The sequence below is a fragment of the Flintibacter porci genome (assembly GCF_041925195.1).
In the GTDB taxonomy this organism is placed as follows: Bacteria; Bacillota; Clostridia; order Oscillospirales; family Oscillospiraceae; genus Lawsonibacter; species Lawsonibacter porci.
Window position 1 is genome coordinate 54,006 of record NZ_JBHEVB010000011.1, and the last position, 17,176, is coordinate 71,181.

Below are 17,176 nucleotides of genomic sequence, written 5' to 3' on the forward strand. Positions count from 1 at the left end.
CACACGATATCCAAATTCTTTTTTATTTTACCGTCCACTGGGACAGATTGGAAAACACATTTCCCTGTACCGGGCTCAGATTCTCCACCCGGTCATACTGGGTCAGCACTGTTCCCTCCCGGAAACAGATGGGTGCGATGGGGGCGTTCTGATTTAAGTAGCGCAGCAGGGTAGCCATGGTGGTGACCCGCTGCTCTCCCTGTGCCTTGCGCACATTTTCCAGCAGGAGAGGCACTGCTGCGTCATTCCACCTGCCGTAGTTCAGCTCGCCCTGAGGTGAAACCAAGGAAGTCAGATCAAAATCCGCGGTGAGATATACCTCCGCCAGATACAGATCAAACTGCCCGCTCTCCAGCGCCTTGACATAGTCCTCCCAGGCCAAGCGCTCCACGGTCACCCGCAGTCCAGCCGACTCCAGGTCTTCAGCAATACGGTTGGCGGCGGCACTCTTGGCCATATCCTCAATGTTAACAAGCAAAGTCAGCGATTTTCGATTCAGCTCCAGGGCCTTAAGCGCAGACAGGTCATACTCCAATTCCTGCGCCAGCTCCGCGTCATACAATGCGCTGTCCGGGTGGACCGGCAGCGTAGACGCTGTGGCATGGCGGGCATAGACGCTGTCCGTCACATAGCTGCGGTCAATGGCTTTGGCAATGGCCTGGCGCACCTCCGGGTCCTGACACACACCATGAGCCGTCTGGAACCCAAGGTAAATGAGGCCCGTGGTATTGTATTCCCACACCTCGTAGCTGCCGGAATAACCCAGCTCATTGCTGCCGGTAATATCCGCATCAATGAGCGTCACCTCACCGGAGCTGAACGCGGTCGCCGCCTGCTCCTTCTGCGTCATCGTTGCCAGAGGGATCTGTTTTAAACTCAGGCTGTCCGCTCCCTGCCACCAGTCCGCCCGGGCATTGAGGTACAGCTTTCCCCCCTGCTCCGACAGAACATAGGGTCCTGTCCCCAGGGGGCGGTTGGAGCTGTCCAGGGCGATAGGAATATCCAGCAGCGTGGGCAGCGCCCCGTTGGGGGTCGTTAGGGTAATGGTTACCTGCTCTCCGGAGCCGGACACCCCGCTCACATTGGCCAGCCGTTTGGCGTAGCGAGAAGCGGGGTCCTTGGCCGTCTGAAGGGCCTGGGCCACGATCTCCCCGGTAAGGGGCGTGCCGTCGGAAAAGGTCACTCCGGCGCGCAGCTGGAAGGTCCAGGTCAATCCGTCCTCGCTGACGGTGTAGCTCTGGCACAGCTGAGGTGTGGCGGTAAAGGTGCTGTCCACCGTAAACAGGCTCTCGTACAGCAGCGGGGCCAGGGTCAAATTGGCCTGACTGGTGGACAGAGCCGGATGAAAGCTGTAAGCGGGATAAGCCGCCAGCGTAAAGGGCTGTGTATTCTTTTCCTGCTCCTCCTGAGAGGAAGAACTGCTGCTGGAGCTCTGGGAGCCGGAGGAGGAGCTGCTCACGTCCCCCGTGTTCCCGCATCCGGCCAGCAAAAGCGCCAGTGCCAGCAGCAGGATGCCAAATCGTCTCATGTACACCTCTTAAGTCATCGGATCTGGATCACCGTGGCCAAACTGCCCCGGCGCACGCCCAGGCGGCGGTGAGACCAGAACAGGTCCCCCCGGCAGGCGGTGCACACCTCGCACACGGCGATGTGACTGGGATCGACTCCCGCGTCCATCAGCCAGCGGCGGTTGGCCCCTTTCAGATCCACGTGGTATTTCTCGGGGTTTTCGGGAATGGGGTGGATAAATTCCTCCGCCCGCTCCCCCATCCCATCCCGCAGCCCATCGGGCACATCGGCATGGGTCTCAAAACAGCAGGTGGAGATTCCCGGTCCAATGGCCGCCAGGATATCCTCCCCCCGGCAGCCGTAGTCCTTCTTCATCCGCTCCACCCCCCGGGCGGCAATGCCCAGTGCGGTACCCCGCCATCCTGCATGTACGGCACAGGCCACCCGCTTTACCGGGTCGCACAGCAGTACCGGGATGCAGTCGGCGGTAAAAATACAAAGACTCAGTCCCTTTTCCCCTGTGATCAGACCGTCGGCCTCCATCTGGCCGCCCTCGCCCGGGAAAGAAACCTGATCGCCCCACCCCACTTGACGCACAACGTCCGAGTGGATCTGATGGTTCTTCACCAAGGTGTCCGGATCGGCCCCGATGGCACGGCAGAGCCGGCGGAAGTTCTCACTCACCCGCTCGGGCTCGTCTCCCCGGCCGGCACCCAGGTTCAGGCTGTCCCAGGGAGCGGGAGACACGCCTCCCACCCGGGTGGAAAAGCCGTGGGCAAAGCCCGCCTTCTCCATCTCATCACAGGAATAAAAAAGGACGCCATGGCGCTCCTTTTGAGTGACTTCCACAGCGTTCCCTCCTTACGGTCCATAGCGGCCAAAGCCGCGCTCCAATTCCAATAGAGTTTTATTGTATCCCAAAATATCCACGCTGACAACCCGTTACAAGAGAGAAATGTACCTGTCTCCAGAAAGAAAATAGCCGCGGATATACCAAAGCGCCCTTCACAGCAGGATGATGGTCACCCCATTGTTGTGCCGCTCCAGATCCGGGTCCTTTCGCAGGGCGCCGCAGCGTCGGAAGGCCGCCAGGGTGGCAGAGTTGAAAATAGAAAATTCCTCTCCCGGGATATAGTCCCGGATCTCCCCTGCCCCCTTCATCCGCGCCAGGCGGCTGCGGGCCTGGACACGGATCTTGCCGCCCTTGCCCGAAGAGCCGTAACCGTGGATGATCTTCAGGCCGGTACAGCCCATGGAGCGGGTGCGGCGCAGCTCCAGGGCAAGCTGGCTCAGCGCCGTCTGGACCGTGGGCATACCGTGCTCCAGATTGACCTCCCGCAGCTCACTCATACCAGTCCCCGTCCGTCTGCCGGAAGGCCTTGGTGAGACGGTGGATGAGCACCAGGTCGCTCACGCCATCAAAGACCAGCGAGATCCCGATGGTCATCATCAGCACTCCGGAGGCGCCAAAGGGGTTGAGCAAAATCAAAATGCCAAGCACCAGCGTAAGGCCTGCCAGCAGCAGATCCATCCACCAGCGCTCCCAGCCCTGGCGCATGAGGCTCACCGCTCCCTGCAGGTCGATCACGCCATGGAAAATCAAAATGGCGGCAAAGATATACTGAATCAGCACAATCACCGAGGCAGGGTTGGTAAACAGCCACAGCCCCAACGCCGTCAGGATCACACCCGGCAGAAGAAACCAAACCGGGAAGTCGCTCTCCCGCCGCTTGGAAAGCCAGCCGAAGATGTAGATGACCCCCGTCAGCACCAGAGCACCTCCCAGCAGGGCACACAGAAGCTGAGCCGAACGGTTGGGAACAAAGATGAGCAGCACGCCCATCAAGATGGTCACCACAGCAGCCACCATACTGCTGCGCCGCTGCTGACGTAAAATATTTTTCATGTTTTTCCTCTCTTTCTCTAACACGGCCAGATCGTCCGGCCGTCCTTGATGGTCTCCAGCACCGGGATATCCCGCAGCGCCATGGGGTCAGCCGTCAGAGGATCCTGCCCCAGAATGACAAAATCCGCCGCCTTGCCCACAGCCAAGGAACCCTTCCGGTCCTCCTCAAAATACTGGTAGGCGGCATAGACCGTTACCGCCTTCAGCGCCTCCAGGGTGGAGATCCGCTCCTCCTCCCCCAGCAGGCGGCCCGTCTTGGTACGGCGGTTTACCGCACACCACACAGTCTCCATCATGTTGGGCTGGATCACCGGGGAGTCCTGGTGGAAGGTGAACGGAATCCCCAGGGCGCAGGCTGTACCGGCGGGACTGATGTGCTCTGCCCGCTCCAGGCCAAAGTTCTTTACATGGACCTCTCCCCAGTGATACACATGGGCCACAAAGAAGGAGGGAATCATCCCCAGTGCTTTAAGCCGGGGGAGCTGGTCCCGTCCCACCAGCTGGGCATGGATCATCACCGGCCGGCGCAGCCGCCGTCCGGTCTCCCGCTCCAGGCGCTCCATGACGGACAGATACTGTTCCGCCGCCCGGTCGCCATTGCAATGGGCCAGGAGCTGCACATCCCGCTCCAAAGCGCTTTTCATCCGCTCATACACCTGCTCATCGGTGAGAGTGGGGTAGCCCCGGTAGTCGCTCTCCCCCGCATAGGGCTGGCACATCCAGGCGGTGCGTCCCTGGGGAGAGCCGTCCAAAAAGATCTTGTCACCACCGATTTTCACATGATCCTTGTAGTGCCCCACCCGGTCGCCAAACTGCTCCATGATGTTTTTGCAGTCCCGGGGATCGGCATAGGCCACCACATCCAACTTCAGAATCTTCTGCGCCAGCATAGCCTGGTAAAGGGGAAGCATGGCGTCCATGAACATGCCATCCTGCACCGTGGCGATGCCGTAGGAGGCATACCGGTCCTGAGCCCGGACCAAGGCGTCCATCAAATCCTTCAAATCGGGCATGGGCACCTTTTGCAGCAGACTCAAAAAGGCGTTTTCCTCCATATAGCCGGTGAGCCGCCCCTGGTCGTCCTTCTCCATCACGCCGCCCTGAGGGCAAGGGGTATTTTCATCCACCCCCAGCAGTTCCATGGCTCGGGAGTTAAATACTCCTACATGACCTGAGGCGTGCTGAATGACCACCGGGTGGTCCGGACAGGCCCGGTCCAGCATCCAGCGGTCCGGCGGACATCCCTGAGCCAGATCATTCTGGTCATAGCCGGTGCCGCGCACCCACTCTCCAGGCTGGAGTTCCTCCCGCTGGACAAACTCGCCCAGCCGCCGGCAGAGCTCCTCCTGGTCGGCGCACTCCCCCAACTGCACCTGGAGCAAGGAATTGGCACAGGCCATAAAGTGGCTGTGGGGGTCCAGAAACGCGGGCATCAGGCACCGTCCCTCCAGGTCCACCTTCCGGGCCTGAGGGCCTGCCAGCTCCAGGGCCTGCTCCAGCTGACCCACATAGCGGATGACGCCGTTCTCTTCCACCAGGGCCTGGGCATACAGCGGCTCCTCCATGGTCAGGATAGGACCGCCGAAATAGATGCTTTGTGCCATATTCACACCTCGTTTTCTCCGTCTTTGGGGTGATTGTATCATCCTTTTCCGCCCCCTTCAAGGGCATAAATATGAACAGTGCGTTTGCGGTTAGTTTTCGCTTCTAAGCCTTCCCTATGCAAAAAGCGTCCGGCTTTTGCCGGACGCTTTTGTGTGTTTAAAGGACGTCTGTATTTTTGACCTCTTGGATATTGTGCTTCTTAGCATAGCCGGTGAGCATCAGGGTGAGGGCGCCGTCGCCGGTGACGTTGCAGGCGGTGCCAAAGCTGTCCTGAAGGGCAAAGATAGTCATCATCAGACCGGTGCCGGTGTTGTCAAATCCCAACACACTGACAATGAGGCCCAAAGATGCCATGACCGTACCGCCGGGCACACCGGGAGCACCCACGGCGAAAATGCCCAGCAGGAAGCAGAAGAGGACCATGGTGCCCAGAGAAGGCAGCTTGCCATAGAGCACCTGGGATACAGTCATCACAAAGAACACCTCAGTGAGCACCGAGCCGCACAGGTGAATGTTGGCAAACAGGGGTACGCCGAAATCCACCAGATCCTGGCGCAGCACCTTGGACTTCTTGGCGCCCCGCAGCGCCACCGCCAGGGTAGCCGCGGAGGACATGGTTCCTACTGCAGTAAGATAAGCGGGGCCATAGTACCGCAGCACCTCCCAGGGATTTTCCCCGGAATAGGCCCCGGCCAGGCCATACAGTACAGCCCAGCCAGATATAGTGACCCACCATAACAATAAGGATCACGATAAGGAAGACGGGCAGCTGCTTGGTAATGGAGCCCTGATAAGCCAGGCCGGCAAAAGTACCGGCAATGAAGAAGGGCAGAATGGGAATGATTACCCGGGTGACGATATCCAGCACAATGCGCTGGAACTCCTCCAGTACGTTGGTAATGGTATCCGCCTTGGCCCAGGTAGCCGCCAGACCCACCAGCACAGAGAATACCAGAGCGGACATGACGCTCATGATGGGATCAATGGCCAGGGTAAACAGCAGTTCGGGAGTATCCCGCAGTCCCTCAGCCGCCGACTGGATGGAGAGGCTGGGGATAATGGCAAAGCCCGCTTCCATGGACATGAGGGCCGCACACACGGAAGAGCTGTACGCCAGTACCAGAGCCAGACCCAGCATCCGGGAGGCATTGCTCTTCAGGCGGGTAATGGAGGGGGCAATAAATCCGATGATAATTAAGGGCACGCAGAAGTTGATCAGAGAACCCAGCAATTCTTTGATGGTGAGAATGACCTGTATCACAGTGGCATTCGCCACCAGGCCCACCACAATGCCCACGATCACGCCGATCAAGAGCCGGAAGGGCAGACTGCTCGTCAATTTTTTCATACCAACACTCCTATTCCCCAGTTTTTTCAGGCCGAAGCCTGGGGCGTACCGCAGCCTGAGGGGCACACACTTCCCCGCGCTGCATTGTACTTATCATACCATATTCTCGTCATCCTCTCAAGTGCGTAATCCTCTCCCCCGGCCAGGCCTACTTTAAATTTTACACACATTTGATTTCCAGCCGGTTGCGCCTCCTCCACTGACAGGTATATGGTAAAAATCAATCATTTATTTTCGGAGGATGGTTATGAAAGGCCCCAATCTCAACCGTCTGCTCAGCCACGGGATCATTCTACTGGGCTGTATTCTTTTTGGCATCTCCTGTATTTGCTTTGGCACAGAGCCCCTGCACCCTCTCTCCCTGCTGGCGGGCGCGGTTCCCTTTGCCGGACTTGCCTTTTCTTTTTTTGCCGTGCGCTGTCCCTACTGCAGGCACGCTCTTCCCCTGCGGTGTCTCTGGACCTCCTACTGCCCCCACTGCGGAGAAAAGCTGGATTAAATTTCAGCGGAAAACTTTTTTGAAAAACCCCTTGACATTCCCATTCCCCTATGCTATTATAAATCCCGCGCTGAACAAAGCGCAGTTCCAACCCACGCGCGAGTGGTGGAATTGGTAGACTCGCTGGCTTCAGGTGCCAGTGCTCGCAAGGGCGTGCGGGTTCGACTCCCGCCTCGCGCACCACAAAAAGGACATCCAACGGATGTCCTTTTTGTTTTTCTCTGATTTTCAAAAGCAGGGCACCCGAAGGTGCCCTGCTTTTTCTTTGTTACAAGCATCTCAGCTGCGATCCATACCGCAGGCATAGGCCTGCTCGATCAGGCATCGGTCCTGGGTCACAGCATCATAAAACCGGAACCCACCGGAGAAATTCCAGCAGTCAAAGCCGTTTCCGGCCAGAATACGGCAGGCAACGTAGCTGCGCAGGCCGCTCTGACACATCACATAGACCGGTTTACCGGGAGCGATCTCTCCCAAGCGTTCCCGCAGTTCATCCACCGGGATGTTGACAAAGCCGTCTACACTTCCCTGTGCAAATTCCTCTCTGGTCCGCGCATCCAGCAGCGTCACACTGCCATCCCGGGGAAGGCGCTCCAGATCTTCCATATGGAACTGTTTTACCAGGCCATTTACAATATTTTCAATCATAAATCCCGCCATATTGACCGGGTCCTTGGCGGAGGAGTACGGCGGCGCATAGGCTAGGTCCAGTTCCTTCAACTGCATCCCGTTCAGTCCTGCCCGGATCGCAGTGGCCAATACGTCAATGCGTTTATCCACCCCGTCATAGCCTACGATCTGGGCGCCCAACAGGCGGCCGCTCCCCTTCTCAAAGACCACCTTCATGGTCATCAGCTTTCCGCCGGGGTAATATCCTGCGTGGCTCATCGGCGAGAGAACGACCGTATCCGCCTGAATTCCCAGTCTTTGGGCCGTGGTCTCATTGATTCCGGTAACGGCGGCGGTGAGATCAAAGACCTGGATCACGCTGCTGCCCTGAGAGCCGGCATACCGGCTATCGCCTCCGCAGATGTTATCGGCGGCAATGCGCCCCTGCTTGTTCGCAGGACCGGCCAGAGCAATCAGCGTATCCTCCCCGGTGACAAAATGTTTGACCTGAACCGCGTCGCCCACCGCATAGATGTCGGGAACGGAGGTCTCCATCCGGTCGTTGACCAAAATGCTGCCCCTGACGCCCAGCTCCAGCCCCGCCTCTTTTGCCAGATGAGAGTCGGGGGTCACACCGATGGCCAGCACCACCATGTCGGCATGCAGGGGAGCGGCATCCGCCAGCAGTACATCCACTCCCCCATTCTTTTCCTCAAAGCCCTCTACTAAATGCCCCAGAGCCAGCTTGACGCCGTGCCGGCGTGCCTCGTTGTGGAGCAGCGCGGCCATATCCGGGTCGAAGGGGTTCATCAGCTGTTTGGGCCGCTGCACAATGGTGACTTCCATCCCCAGCTTCCGCAGGTTCTCCGCCAATTCCAGTCCGATAAACCCGCCTCCAGCCAACACAGCCGACTTGGGGTGCGCATTTTGGATGTAATTCTTGATGCGGAACGTATCTTCCACCGTCCGCAGGGTAAAGATCTTCTCCATTCCCGCTCCAGGCAGTTTAGGCTGAGCAGGGCGCGCTCCGGGAGAGAGCAGCAGCTTGTCATAGGACTCTTCAAACTCCGCCCCGCTCTCCAGGTTGCGCACCGAGACGCACTTGCGTTCCGGATGGATGGCCATCACCTCATGGTGTACTCGCATATCCACCCGGAAACGGGAAAAGAAGCTCTCTGGAGTCTGAAGGGTCAATTCCTCCGGATCTTCAATCACCCCACCGATGTAGTAGGGCAGACCGCAGTTGGCATAGGAAACATAACCGGAACGCTCAAAGACCACGATTTCCGCCTGCTCGTCCAACCGGCGGATACGAGCCGCAGCGGTGGCTCCTCCCGCTACGCCCCCTACGATAACGACCTTCATCCTATCTCTCCACCTCTCCTTTATATGCGGTAATCCCGCCAATGTTTTTCACTCTGGTATATCCCATTCTCTCCAGCATGGAGACCGCCTCCCGGCTTCTTGCTCCGCTGTGACAGTAAACAAACAGCGGGGTGTCCAGAGAAATCACTTCCTCTGCCTTGTTTATCACATACAAGGGGATGTTCTTGCTGCCCGGAATATGTCCCTGCCGGTATTCCTCAGGGGTACGCACATCCAGCAGGACCGCTCCCTGGGTCGCATGGTATTCCTCAATTCCCTGATTGATGTCCGGTCCCATTAAAAAATCAAATATTCCCATCTTTTATTGCCTCCTGTTATACTTGTGGATGATGCCTCTGTGCCATTTTTAAGATATTGGGTATGAAGTACATCTCTCTGATTGCTTTCTTTGTCTGTATTATATCTTGCGACAGGACAGAGTTCTGTGACTTTATTACATAAGTGATTTACTGTCTAAACATAAAAAAGCCGACTTGTTTTCACAAGTCGGCTTTTATCATGTGTAAATCTGTTCTTTGTCAGCCGTTAGGGAACATCAACGCAATAGGTCCGGTGATAATCTGCGGGAAAATAATAAGTACCGACAGGATGCCCACGGTGAGGAACAGCCAGGGAACAACCGATTTGACCACCGTCTCAAAGGGAATGCCGGTAACATTCTCTGCCGCATACAGACACACACCCACAGGAGGAGTGATCAGGCCAAAGCTCAGAGCAATAACCAGGAACACCACGAAGAACAAAGGCTCCACGCCCAGCTGCTTGACCACAGGCAGCAGGATGGGCACCAGAATGTAGATGGCAGCAGTAGCGTCCATAAACATGCCCACAACGATCAGGAAAGCAAACAGAGCAAACATGATAACTAGCTGGTTATCGGAAATGCCCAGGATGAAGTTGGCCAGCTTGGTGGGCAGACCGTCCAGTTCGAAGATCTGGCCTGCAGGCTTGGCGGTAATAGCGATAAACAGGATGGTACCGGTCTGACGGGCATTCTTGGCAATGATGCGGGGGATATCCGCCCACTTCAGGCGCTTATACACATAGATGGAAACCAGCACGGCGTAAGCCACGGCAATGCCGGCGCCCTCGGTAGGAGTATAAATGCCGCTGTACATACCGGTCAGCAGAATCACAGGGACCATCAGGGCAGGGACAGCGCTGATGAAGGACTTCACCAGACGACGTGCGCTAAATGTGCTCTTCTCACCAATGCCGGTCACCTTGCAGTGGATATAGTTATATACCATGAAGGCCACGCCGATAAAAATACCGGGAACCATGCCGGCCATCAGAGCCTGGCCAATGGAGATGCCGGCGGTGGAAGCGGCTACGATCATCAGAATGCTGGGCGGGATAACAGAGGCCAGCATACAACCGGCCAGGTTGATTCCTACGCCATACTCCTTGGGATAGCCCTTCTTGGCCATGGCGTTGATGCTCATCTTACCAATGGAAGCCACAGCCGCCACAGAGGAACCGGACATGGCGCCGAAGATGATATTACACAACACAGACACATGACCCAGGCCGCCGTAGATCCAGCCTACGCAGGAGTCCGCCAGATCGTAGATCTTATCGGCGATACCGCCCTCATCCATAAGGGAGCCGGCCAGGATGAACAGAGGCACAGCCACCATGACGAAGCTGTTCATGGAGGTGTACATCAGCTGGATGACCATGGTCAGAGGCATATCGCCCATAGTAATCAGCACGATAACAGAGGCGGCGCCCAAAGAAATGGCAATGGGCACACCCAAGGCCATCAAGCCCAGGAAAATAATCAGCAGCGCTACACTCATTTCTTTCCGCCTCCAATCTCAACTTTGTGAGGATACTCCAAAAAGCTCTGGATGGTTCCAATCACGCCCAACACGCCGCACAGGGGCACACAAATCATAATCGCACCCATAGGAATGGCAATCGCAGTGGCCATTTCATTGAACGCGAACTTCTGCATGGTCAGTTCAAAGCCGTAATAGGCCATAAAGATAAAGAAGGCAATGGAAACCACATAATACAGCACAGTACACAGCATCTGGATCGGCCGGGGCAGAACCTGAACCAGCACCACCACACGGGAGGACTCTGCCCGGTTAAAGCCGGCGGCCACCGCCAGGAACATCATCCACAGGAAGAAGAAACGAGTTGTCTCTTCTGTCCAGTTGAGGGTAATTCCCACCAGGCGGCTACCCACCTGGAGCAGTACTACAAACAAAAGGCAAACCAACGTCCCGCCGCACAGGATATCCTCCATGATATCGATGACGTCAAAGAACTTGCTCAGCGGGCTTTTTTTACGTTCCATTGACTCCCCTCCTCAGACTATAGTTTTCTCTTTTACAGCGATGCGGAGAAGCCGGAGGGCTTCTCCGCATCGGCAAAATCCAATGATGGAACGCTTTTGAAACTGGGATATCAGGCCTTGCCGCAGAACTCTACGGTGGTGTCAAACAGCTCGTCATTCTCGACCAGGGTCTTGAACGTGGGATACAGGCTCTGGGAAATCTCTACAAACTGGTTGAACCCTTCCTCGGTGAGCTCGTTGTACTCCATACCATTGTCGGTGAGCAGCTGGAGCATCTCGCCGTCCTTTTCAGCCTGATAATCCACATACCACTGCTGGCACTCCTCGGCAGCCTGACGAAGGGCATTCTGCTGATCTTCAGACAGGCCGGAAAGCTTGGCACTGTTCATGCCCACAACCCACGCATCGGCAATGTGGTTGGTGGCGGAAATGTACTTCTGAACCTCGTAGAAGTTGTTGGTGGCAGGCACGTCCACAGGATTCTCCTGACCGTCCAGAGTGTTCAGCTGCAGGGCGTTATAAACCTCACTGAAGTTCATGGGGTTCACGTTGGCGCCGCACGCATCAAAGAATTCCACATACAAAGAGTTGCTGGGAGTACGCAGAGTCAGACCTTCCAGATCGGCAGGGCAGGTAATGGGGCGCACATTATTGGTCACCTGACGGAAGCTGCGGGTCCAGCGGCCCAGGCAGGTAATACCCATGCTCTCTACACGGTTGAACAGATCCACACCGGTGTCACTGTTCAGGTAATCCTGCAGCTGCTGCGCGTCATCAAACAGGTAAGGTACAGAAAGCACAAAGAAGCTGGGATCAAAGCTGGCATACAGGGAAGCGGCCAGAATCACAATATCCAGAGAGCCATTACCCACAGAGGAGATAGCCGCATTGCCGTCGCCGCCGTACAGAGAACCGTTGGGATAGATGGTCAGTTCAATGCTACCGTTGGAGTACTCTTCCACGCGGCTCTTGAACTCCTGAGCTGCAGCATAGATATAGGAGTTGTCAGCATCGGGAACGCTGACGTTCAGAGAGACTTTGGACTCGCCGCCCTCACCGCCACCGCTGCCGCCGTTGCCGCCGCAGCTGGCCAGAGTGAAGGTCATGGCCGCTGCCAGTACCAGGCTGAGACACTTTTTCATCTTCATCTTTTCTTACTCCTTTTCATTCCTTTTTCCATAAATCACTTGTCACTGATCACTTCATGCCAAGATTTACTTTATAAAGCTGGTGAATGCTAGGATACAAACCTGTATACACCCGATAGCGACGGTCGTACACGTCGTTATATGCATCGGAATGTTTGATTTCCATATAAACAGTTTTTTCTACTTTTGCAGAGGCCTCATACACATCCTTGAAGATTCCTGCACCTACACCGGCCAGCAAAGCTGCTCCTACGGGAGCCATATCGTTCATGTCCAGTACCGTAATGTCCCGGCCGGTGATGTCTGCCTTAATCTGAGCCCACACTTTGCTCTTTGCGCCGCCGCCAATGGACGAGAAGTGGGTCAGTTTTTCTCCTGTAACCTCTTCTACCATCTCAATGAGCTGACGCAGTCCGTAGGCACAGCCCTCCAGCACCGCCCGGTTCATCTCCCGGCGGGTCGTCTTCAGGGACAGGCCAAAGAAAATTCCTCTGGCATAAGGATCCCACACAGGGCTTCTCTCTCCCATCATATAAGGAAGGAAAACCAGCCCGTCCGCCCCTGGCTCTGCCTGCTCGGCGTCATCGTTCATGAGCATCATGCCCTTCTTGCCGGTAACCGAGGGGTAATCCTTATAATCCTGATAAAAGTTGTCGTACACCCATTGATAGGATGATCCCGTGTGGGACATAGCCCCCTGATAGATCCAGGCTCCATCCACCACATGACGGCGGTTAATGAAGTTGGGGGAGAACTTGGGCTGTTCCACACAGACGGTCAGCACATTGGTCGTGCCAACCGATTCACACACATCTCCCTGTCTTACTACACCGGCAGCCAGAGTGGCACAGGCGGTATCTCCGCCGCCGATCACGATCTTCGTGTCGGCGGGGAGACCCATTGCCAGCAGAACAGGGTGGATCAGTGTTCCGACTACATCCGTAGAGCGATGCAGCGGGGGGAGTTTTTTCATATCAATACCGATCTTTTCACAGATCTCTTCAGACCAGACTCCCCGTCCAGTCGTTTCATAGAGCAGGGTATAGGATGCATTGGAATGGTCGATAGCAAAATTCCCGCACAGCATGTAAGCCATCAAGGTATTCACATGACCAAAACAATAGGTACGTTCATAAATATCCGGCAGGTTCCGTTTGATCCAAAGCATAGATGTGCCGGACATAGCACCGGCCATCGGGCTATTGGCCGTGATTTCAAACAGCCGCTGCGTCCCAATCTTCTCCCGGAAGATCTCCGCTTCTTCGGTGCTACGTCGATCGGAATAAATAATCGGATCAACCAACACATTGCCATCCTTGTCGAAGGCCGCCAGGCCGGGACACAAACTTGAAATGCCGATGGCCTTGATCTTGGCAGGATCTACCTTGTGCTTACTGACCAGAGAGCCAACGCATCCGGTGAACGCATTCCACATATCAGCCGTATCAATCTGAATCGATACTTGATCCGGATTGATCAAGCGATAGGTAGCACTCTCCTGGGCCACAAACTTGGCGTTTTGATCAATCACAGTGACCTTAATGCTGGAGGTACCAATATCTGCGCCCAGGAGATACACTTCTTCCACGGTGATTCCTCCCTTTTGCCAATTTTTTAGTTAGAACTGGTCGTAGTTCTTGTCGTTCTCCAACTGGGCCAGCAGCTCCTTGGTCTCCTTAACAGAGTAACCATGGTGGATGAGATAACGCAGAGCAACCACCAGAGCGGTCACGTCCTTGTACTCCCACACAAAGCGTCCCATGGTAACGCCGCCTACGCCGCAGTCCATAGCCTCGCGGGTGATGGTCAGGAAATGGTCCAGCTTGCCGGCCTCATCCAGACCAGCAGGAGCGTCGCCGCCCTGGATCACAACCCGGAAATCGCTGGGCACAGTGGACAGAGCCTTCGCCATAGCGTCGGGGTTGCCGCAGTAGGTGGTCTTCACGATGTCCATGCCCATCTCGCAGGCGGAACGGATGCAGTAAGCGATGTTCTCCCAGGAGGTTCTCTGATCCACAGGAACGCTCTCGCCCTTGGGATACACATGGCCGATCAGAGGCATGCCCTTCTGCATACACTCGGCAGCGAAGCGGCCGATGGCCTCGAACTGAACGCCCTGATAGTCACCCAGAGTCATAGCGCCCATGGAGACACCGGAAGCGCCCAGAGAGATGGCCTCATCCACGGTACCGAAGATGGTATCCTGAGTGGGAGCCACGGGGCTGTAGTTGGAAATCTTGCACAGGATAGCCACATCGCGGTTCTTCTGAGCATCCCAGCACTGGTTCAAAATACCGGGAGTAACCGTCATGGCGTCAGGCTTACCAGCCACAATTTTGTCGATGGTGGACTGGATGTCATGCAGGCCATGCATAGGGGCGATACCACGGGAGATCGCATGGTCCACAGTGATAGCCATCATCTTGTTGCTGACAGGATTGACCATGCGGGACATACGAACTTTCTTACCAAGTCCAATATTGCTCATTTCAGATACTTCCTTTCTGAATCAAATCATTTAAAGTTTCATCATCGGGCTGCTCTTCCGGAAATTCAGGGCTCAATTACCACTTTCAGACCGGTACCGGCTACACAAACGTCATACGCCTTCTGGAAGTCCTCGATTTTGAACTTGTGGGTCACAATCTTATCGGCATCGATCTTACCGCTCTTGATCATCTCCGCAGCAGCAAGATAATCTTCCAGCTTGTAGGCGGTGCTGCCATTGACGTTAATCTCACCGTAGTGGATGGTGTTCACTTCCACCGTGGACTCACCGGTTCCGGCAAATCCAGCAAACAAATTGACTGTTCCGCCGCGCTTGCAGAGCTTCAGGGTGGAGTTCACCAGAGCAGGCACGCCGATGGCCATCATGATGACATCCATGCCCTGGCCGTTGGTTTCCCGGTCAACAATGGCTGCCAGATCCTCCGTTGTAGGATCTACCACCAAGTCAGCTCCCAGCTCCTGGGCCACCTTACGGCGGGCCTCATTGGGCTCACTGACGATCACCTTACGGGCACCGGCAATCTTGGCCAGCTGCAGATGGAACAGACCGATCGGACCCGCGCCTACGATAAGCACATCATCATTAAATCCAGTGCCGGCATTCTTCAGTCCCCGGATACAGCAGGACAGGGGCTCAATCAGTGCACCAGCCGCAAAAGATACATGCTCGGGAAGCTTTACTACATTGCCATTTTCAATGCAGATAGCAGGGATGCGGATATACTCTTCAAATCCGCCGTCGAACTCGTACCCGATTGCCTTACGATCCAGGCAGGCATTGGTTCTGCCCCGCAGGCAGCTGCTGCAGTGATGGCAGGGGATCACGTTTGCTACCGCTACCTTCTCTCCTACCGCATATCCCTTTACATCAGAACCAACTTCCGCAATGATTCCGCAAAACTCATGGCCAATGACGGAGGGATACCGTACACCCTTGGTCTTTTTACCGGTAAGGATACGCATATCGGTACCGCAGATGGCGGCGGCCTTCATTTCCAGAAGGATCTCGTCCGGGCCGATTTCCGGCTTGGGAATGTCTGCAGGTGCAAACTGATTCGGACCGGAAAGTACAACTGCTCTCATCTGAACCTCTCTCCTTGTTTTACAAATTTTAGCGAGCTATATTTCCTAACTCTGGCAGCATCATAGCATGCTCGTAGAAAAACTTCAAGTATGCAAGGAGAATTTCGTCGTTATGAGTAAATTCTACTTCTCGTTTTATCTATTTTAACGAAAAGCAAGCTTAATATTGCAATTTTAAAGGCATCAATTTATAATATTTGTTAGTCCCTTCCATTATTTTGTAGTTTAAGAATCTTTTAAGAAGAAATTTTACTACAAACATATGCATTAGAGAACTACTCTTTACGGCTACTAGAGTGCAATCAGCTTTTATTTTCTGATGTAGCTTCCCGAGTTCGATACATCGCTCGAAACGACTTATCATAATTTTGAAAGGCAATCACTGCTACCAGGCAGTCAATGACTGCAAGCTGCGCTAGCCGCGTACTTCCTGATTCAGAAGAAAATATGGTAGGTTCACTCACTGTGGTAAGTGTATAATCTGCCTCCTGGGCCAACTGCGTTTTTCCAGAAGAAGTAAGTACAACGATAGTTGCCCGATTTTGTCTGGCAAGCTCTACGGCTCTTAGTGTATGTACATTATTTCCTGAGTGGGAAAAAGCAACCAGTACATCCTCCCGCTCCAATAAAGACGCCTCCATCAATTGGATATCCTTATCTTCTACCGCACTGGCATGAATTCCCACCTTCAGCAGCTTGTGCTGCGCATCCCGGGCCACTACCTGACTGCCACCTGTCCCACAAAGAAGAATGCGGCGGGCAGTAGATAGGATCCCAGCCACCTGCTCAATAATCTGAATATTCAAATTTTGAAGCGTTTTGGTGAGCGCACTGGTTTCGGATGCAAATATTTTTTGGCAAATACTCTCTGTACTATCATCCTTCGTTAAAGCCGGATGATACTGCTGCGTGCTTGGAACAGTTTCCAGAGCAGCACTGATCTTAAAATCCTGAAACCCCTTATAACCAATGCTTTTACAGAAACGCACCACCGAGGCATCACTGACTCCGATTTGATCAGCCAGCTCCAATAAAGTGCAATGCAGCACTTCCTCCATATGCTCTCGAATATAGAGCGCAATCTTTCGCTCAACCTGGGTAGAATCCTCGCTGTCGCATTTTTGAGAGATTCGCGACAAACATTTTTCTTTATCCATCGCTCTCACTTCTTTCTGTATAAGTTGCACATTTAAATTCATTCTAGCACAAGTGTTTTCGCTTATGCAACCACTAATTGTGCCCAATCAATCCCACGACGATAAAAGCC

The 17,176-nt window shown here is 54.9% G+C and carries 15 protein-coding genes, 1 tRNA gene and 1 pseudogene; 2 read left to right on the forward strand and 15 right to left on the reverse strand.

The window, feature by feature from the left end:
• Positions 1–22 precede the first annotated feature (22 nt).
• The 6 genes and pseudogenes from ACEVJL_RS12220 to ACEVJL_RS12245 form a co-directional block, all read right to left on the reverse strand.
• Positions 23–1,528, reverse strand: coding sequence for an ABC transporter substrate-binding protein (locus ACEVJL_RS12220; RefSeq protein WP_020990027.1), 1,506 nt, complete (start codon positions 1,526–1,528; stop codon positions 23–25).
• Between the two features lie 14 nt (positions 1,529–1,542).
• Positions 1,543–2,358 carry a peptidoglycan editing factor PgeF gene (pgeF, locus tag ACEVJL_RS12225; protein ID WP_374738033.1) on the reverse strand — a complete coding sequence of 272 codons (816 nt, stop codon included), beginning with the start codon at positions 2,356–2,358 and terminating at the stop codon, positions 1,543–1,545.
• Positions 2,359–2,514: 156 nt separating this feature from the next.
• Positions 2,515–2,859 (reverse strand): hypothetical protein, encoded by a 345-nt coding sequence (locus tag ACEVJL_RS12230; RefSeq protein ID WP_110441317.1) that lies wholly within the window; start codon positions 2,857–2,859, stop codon positions 2,515–2,517.
• Positions 2,852–3,415, reverse strand: coding sequence for an HdeD family acid-resistance protein (locus ACEVJL_RS12235; protein ID WP_110441318.1), 564 nt, complete (start codon positions 3,413–3,415; stop codon positions 2,852–2,854). The genes ACEVJL_RS12230 and ACEVJL_RS12235 overlap by 8 nt, the downstream gene beginning before the upstream one ends.
• Positions 3,416–3,432: 17 nt before the next feature.
• The gene (locus tag ACEVJL_RS12240) at positions 3,433–5,019 is read right to left on the reverse strand and encodes an amidohydrolase (protein WP_374738034.1); all 1,587 of its coding nucleotides are present in this window, start codon (positions 5,017–5,019) and stop codon (positions 3,433–3,435) included.
• A gap of 157 nt (positions 5,020–5,176) precedes the next feature.
• A pseudogene (locus tag ACEVJL_RS12245) lies at positions 5,177–6,368 on the reverse strand (dicarboxylate/amino acid:cation symporter).
• Positions 6,369–6,615: 247 nt separating this feature from the next.
• Between ACEVJL_RS12245 and ACEVJL_RS12250 the strand changes: the two are divergent.
• Complete coding sequence (locus ACEVJL_RS12250) at positions 6,616–6,867, forward strand: hypothetical protein (protein WP_302667416.1); 252 nt, start codon at positions 6,616–6,618, stop codon at positions 6,865–6,867.
• 96 nt (positions 6,868–6,963) lie between these two features.
• Positions 6,964–7,050, forward strand: a tRNA-Leu gene (locus ACEVJL_RS12255).
• Positions 7,051–7,146: 96 nt separating this feature from the next.
• On the opposite strand, the gene ACEVJL_RS12260 is transcribed toward ACEVJL_RS12255, so the two are convergent.
• The 9 genes from ACEVJL_RS12260 to ACEVJL_RS12300 all read right to left on the reverse strand — a co-directional run bounded on the left by ACEVJL_RS12260 (position 7,147) and on the right by ACEVJL_RS12300 (position 17,066).
• Positions 7,147–8,841: an FAD-dependent oxidoreductase gene (locus tag ACEVJL_RS12260; protein ID WP_374738035.1), complete on the reverse strand. Its 1,695-nt coding sequence runs from the start codon at positions 8,839–8,841 to the stop codon at positions 7,147–7,149.
• A 1-nt stretch (position 8,842) separates the two neighbouring features.
• Positions 8,843–9,160: a rhodanese-like domain-containing protein gene (locus ACEVJL_RS12265; RefSeq protein WP_110441322.1), complete on the reverse strand. Its 318-nt coding sequence runs from the start codon at positions 9,158–9,160 to the stop codon at positions 8,843–8,845.
• 220 nt (positions 9,161–9,380) lie between these two features.
• The gene (locus ACEVJL_RS12270; RefSeq protein ID WP_374738036.1) at positions 9,381–10,664 is read right to left on the reverse strand and encodes a TRAP transporter large permease; all 1,284 of its coding nucleotides are present in this window, start codon (positions 10,662–10,664) and stop codon (positions 9,381–9,383) included.
• Positions 10,661–11,170: a TRAP transporter small permease gene (locus ACEVJL_RS12275; RefSeq protein WP_008982816.1), complete on the reverse strand. Its 510-nt coding sequence runs from the start codon at positions 11,168–11,170 to the stop codon at positions 10,661–10,663. The genes ACEVJL_RS12270 and ACEVJL_RS12275 overlap by 4 nt, the downstream gene beginning before the upstream one ends.
• Before the next feature lie 110 nt (positions 11,171–11,280).
• Positions 11,281–12,318 (reverse strand): DctP family TRAP transporter solute-binding subunit, encoded by a 1,038-nt coding sequence (locus tag ACEVJL_RS12280; RefSeq protein ID WP_008982817.1) that lies wholly within the window; start codon positions 12,316–12,318, stop codon positions 11,281–11,283.
• A gap of 49 nt (positions 12,319–12,367) precedes the next feature.
• On the reverse strand, positions 12,368–13,906 hold the full coding sequence (locus ACEVJL_RS12285) for a xylulokinase (RefSeq protein ID WP_374738037.1): 1,539 nt from the start codon (positions 13,904–13,906) through the stop codon (positions 12,368–12,370).
• A 30-nt stretch (positions 13,907–13,936) separates the two neighbouring features.
• Positions 13,937–14,806 (reverse strand): class I fructose-bisphosphate aldolase, encoded by an 870-nt coding sequence (locus ACEVJL_RS12290; protein ID WP_008982819.1) that lies wholly within the window; start codon positions 14,804–14,806, stop codon positions 13,937–13,939.
• Between the two features lie 65 nt (positions 14,807–14,871).
• Positions 14,872–15,909 (reverse strand): zinc-binding dehydrogenase, encoded by a 1,038-nt coding sequence (locus tag ACEVJL_RS12295; protein ID WP_008982820.1) that lies wholly within the window; start codon positions 15,907–15,909, stop codon positions 14,872–14,874.
• Between the two features lie 302 nt (positions 15,910–16,211).
• Positions 16,212–17,066 carry a MurR/RpiR family transcriptional regulator gene (locus ACEVJL_RS12300; protein WP_020990021.1) on the reverse strand — a complete coding sequence of 285 codons (855 nt, stop codon included), beginning with the start codon at positions 17,064–17,066 and terminating at the stop codon, positions 16,212–16,214.
• Between the last annotated feature and the right edge of the window lie 110 nt (positions 17,067–17,176).

Bases quoted from the DNA above. Each gene is read 5' to 3' on its own strand.
- ACEVJL_RS12300 (WP_020990021.1), bottom strand. From the start codon at position 17,066: ATGGATAAAGAAAAATGTTTGTCGCGAATCTCTCAAAAATGCGACAGC.
- ACEVJL_RS12250 (WP_302667416.1), top strand. From the start codon at position 6,616: ATGAAAGGCCCCAATCTCAACCGTCTGCTCAGCCACGGGATCATTCTA.
- ACEVJL_RS12270 (WP_374738036.1), bottom strand. From the start codon at position 10,664: ATGAGTGTAGCGCTGCTGATTATTTTCCTGGGCTTGATGGCCTTGGGT.
- ACEVJL_RS12290 (WP_008982819.1), bottom strand. From the start codon at position 14,806: ATGAGCAATATTGGACTTGGTAAGAAAGTTCGTATGTCCCGCATGGTC.
- ACEVJL_RS12275 (WP_008982816.1), bottom strand. From the start codon at position 11,170: ATGGAACGTAAAAAAAGCCCGCTGAGCAAGTTCTTTGACGTCATCGAT.
- ACEVJL_RS12230 (WP_110441317.1), bottom strand. From the start codon at position 2,859: ATGAGTGAGCTGCGGGAGGTCAATCTGGAGCACGGTATGCCCACGGTC.
- ACEVJL_RS12220 (WP_020990027.1), bottom strand. From the start codon at position 1,528: ATGAGACGATTTGGCATCCTGCTGCTGGCACTGGCGCTTTTGCTGGCC.
- ACEVJL_RS12260 (WP_374738035.1), bottom strand. From the start codon at position 8,841: ATGAAGGTCGTTATCGTAGGGGGCGTAGCGGGAGGAGCCACCGCTGCG.
- ACEVJL_RS12295 (WP_008982820.1), bottom strand. From the start codon at position 15,909: ATGAGAGCAGTTGTACTTTCCGGTCCGAATCAGTTTGCACCTGCAGAC.
- ACEVJL_RS12265 (WP_110441322.1), bottom strand. From the start codon at position 9,160: ATGGGAATATTTGATTTTTTAATGGGACCGGACATCAATCAGGGAATT.
- ACEVJL_RS12235 (WP_110441318.1), bottom strand. From the start codon at position 3,415: ATGAAAAATATTTTACGTCAGCAGCGGCGCAGCAGTATGGTGGCTGCT.
- ACEVJL_RS12280 (WP_008982817.1), bottom strand. From the start codon at position 12,318: ATGAAGATGAAAAAGTGTCTCAGCCTGGTACTGGCAGCGGCCATGACC.
- ACEVJL_RS12240 (WP_374738034.1), bottom strand. From the start codon at position 5,019: ATGGCACAAAGCATCTATTTCGGCGGTCCTATCCTGACCATGGAGGAG.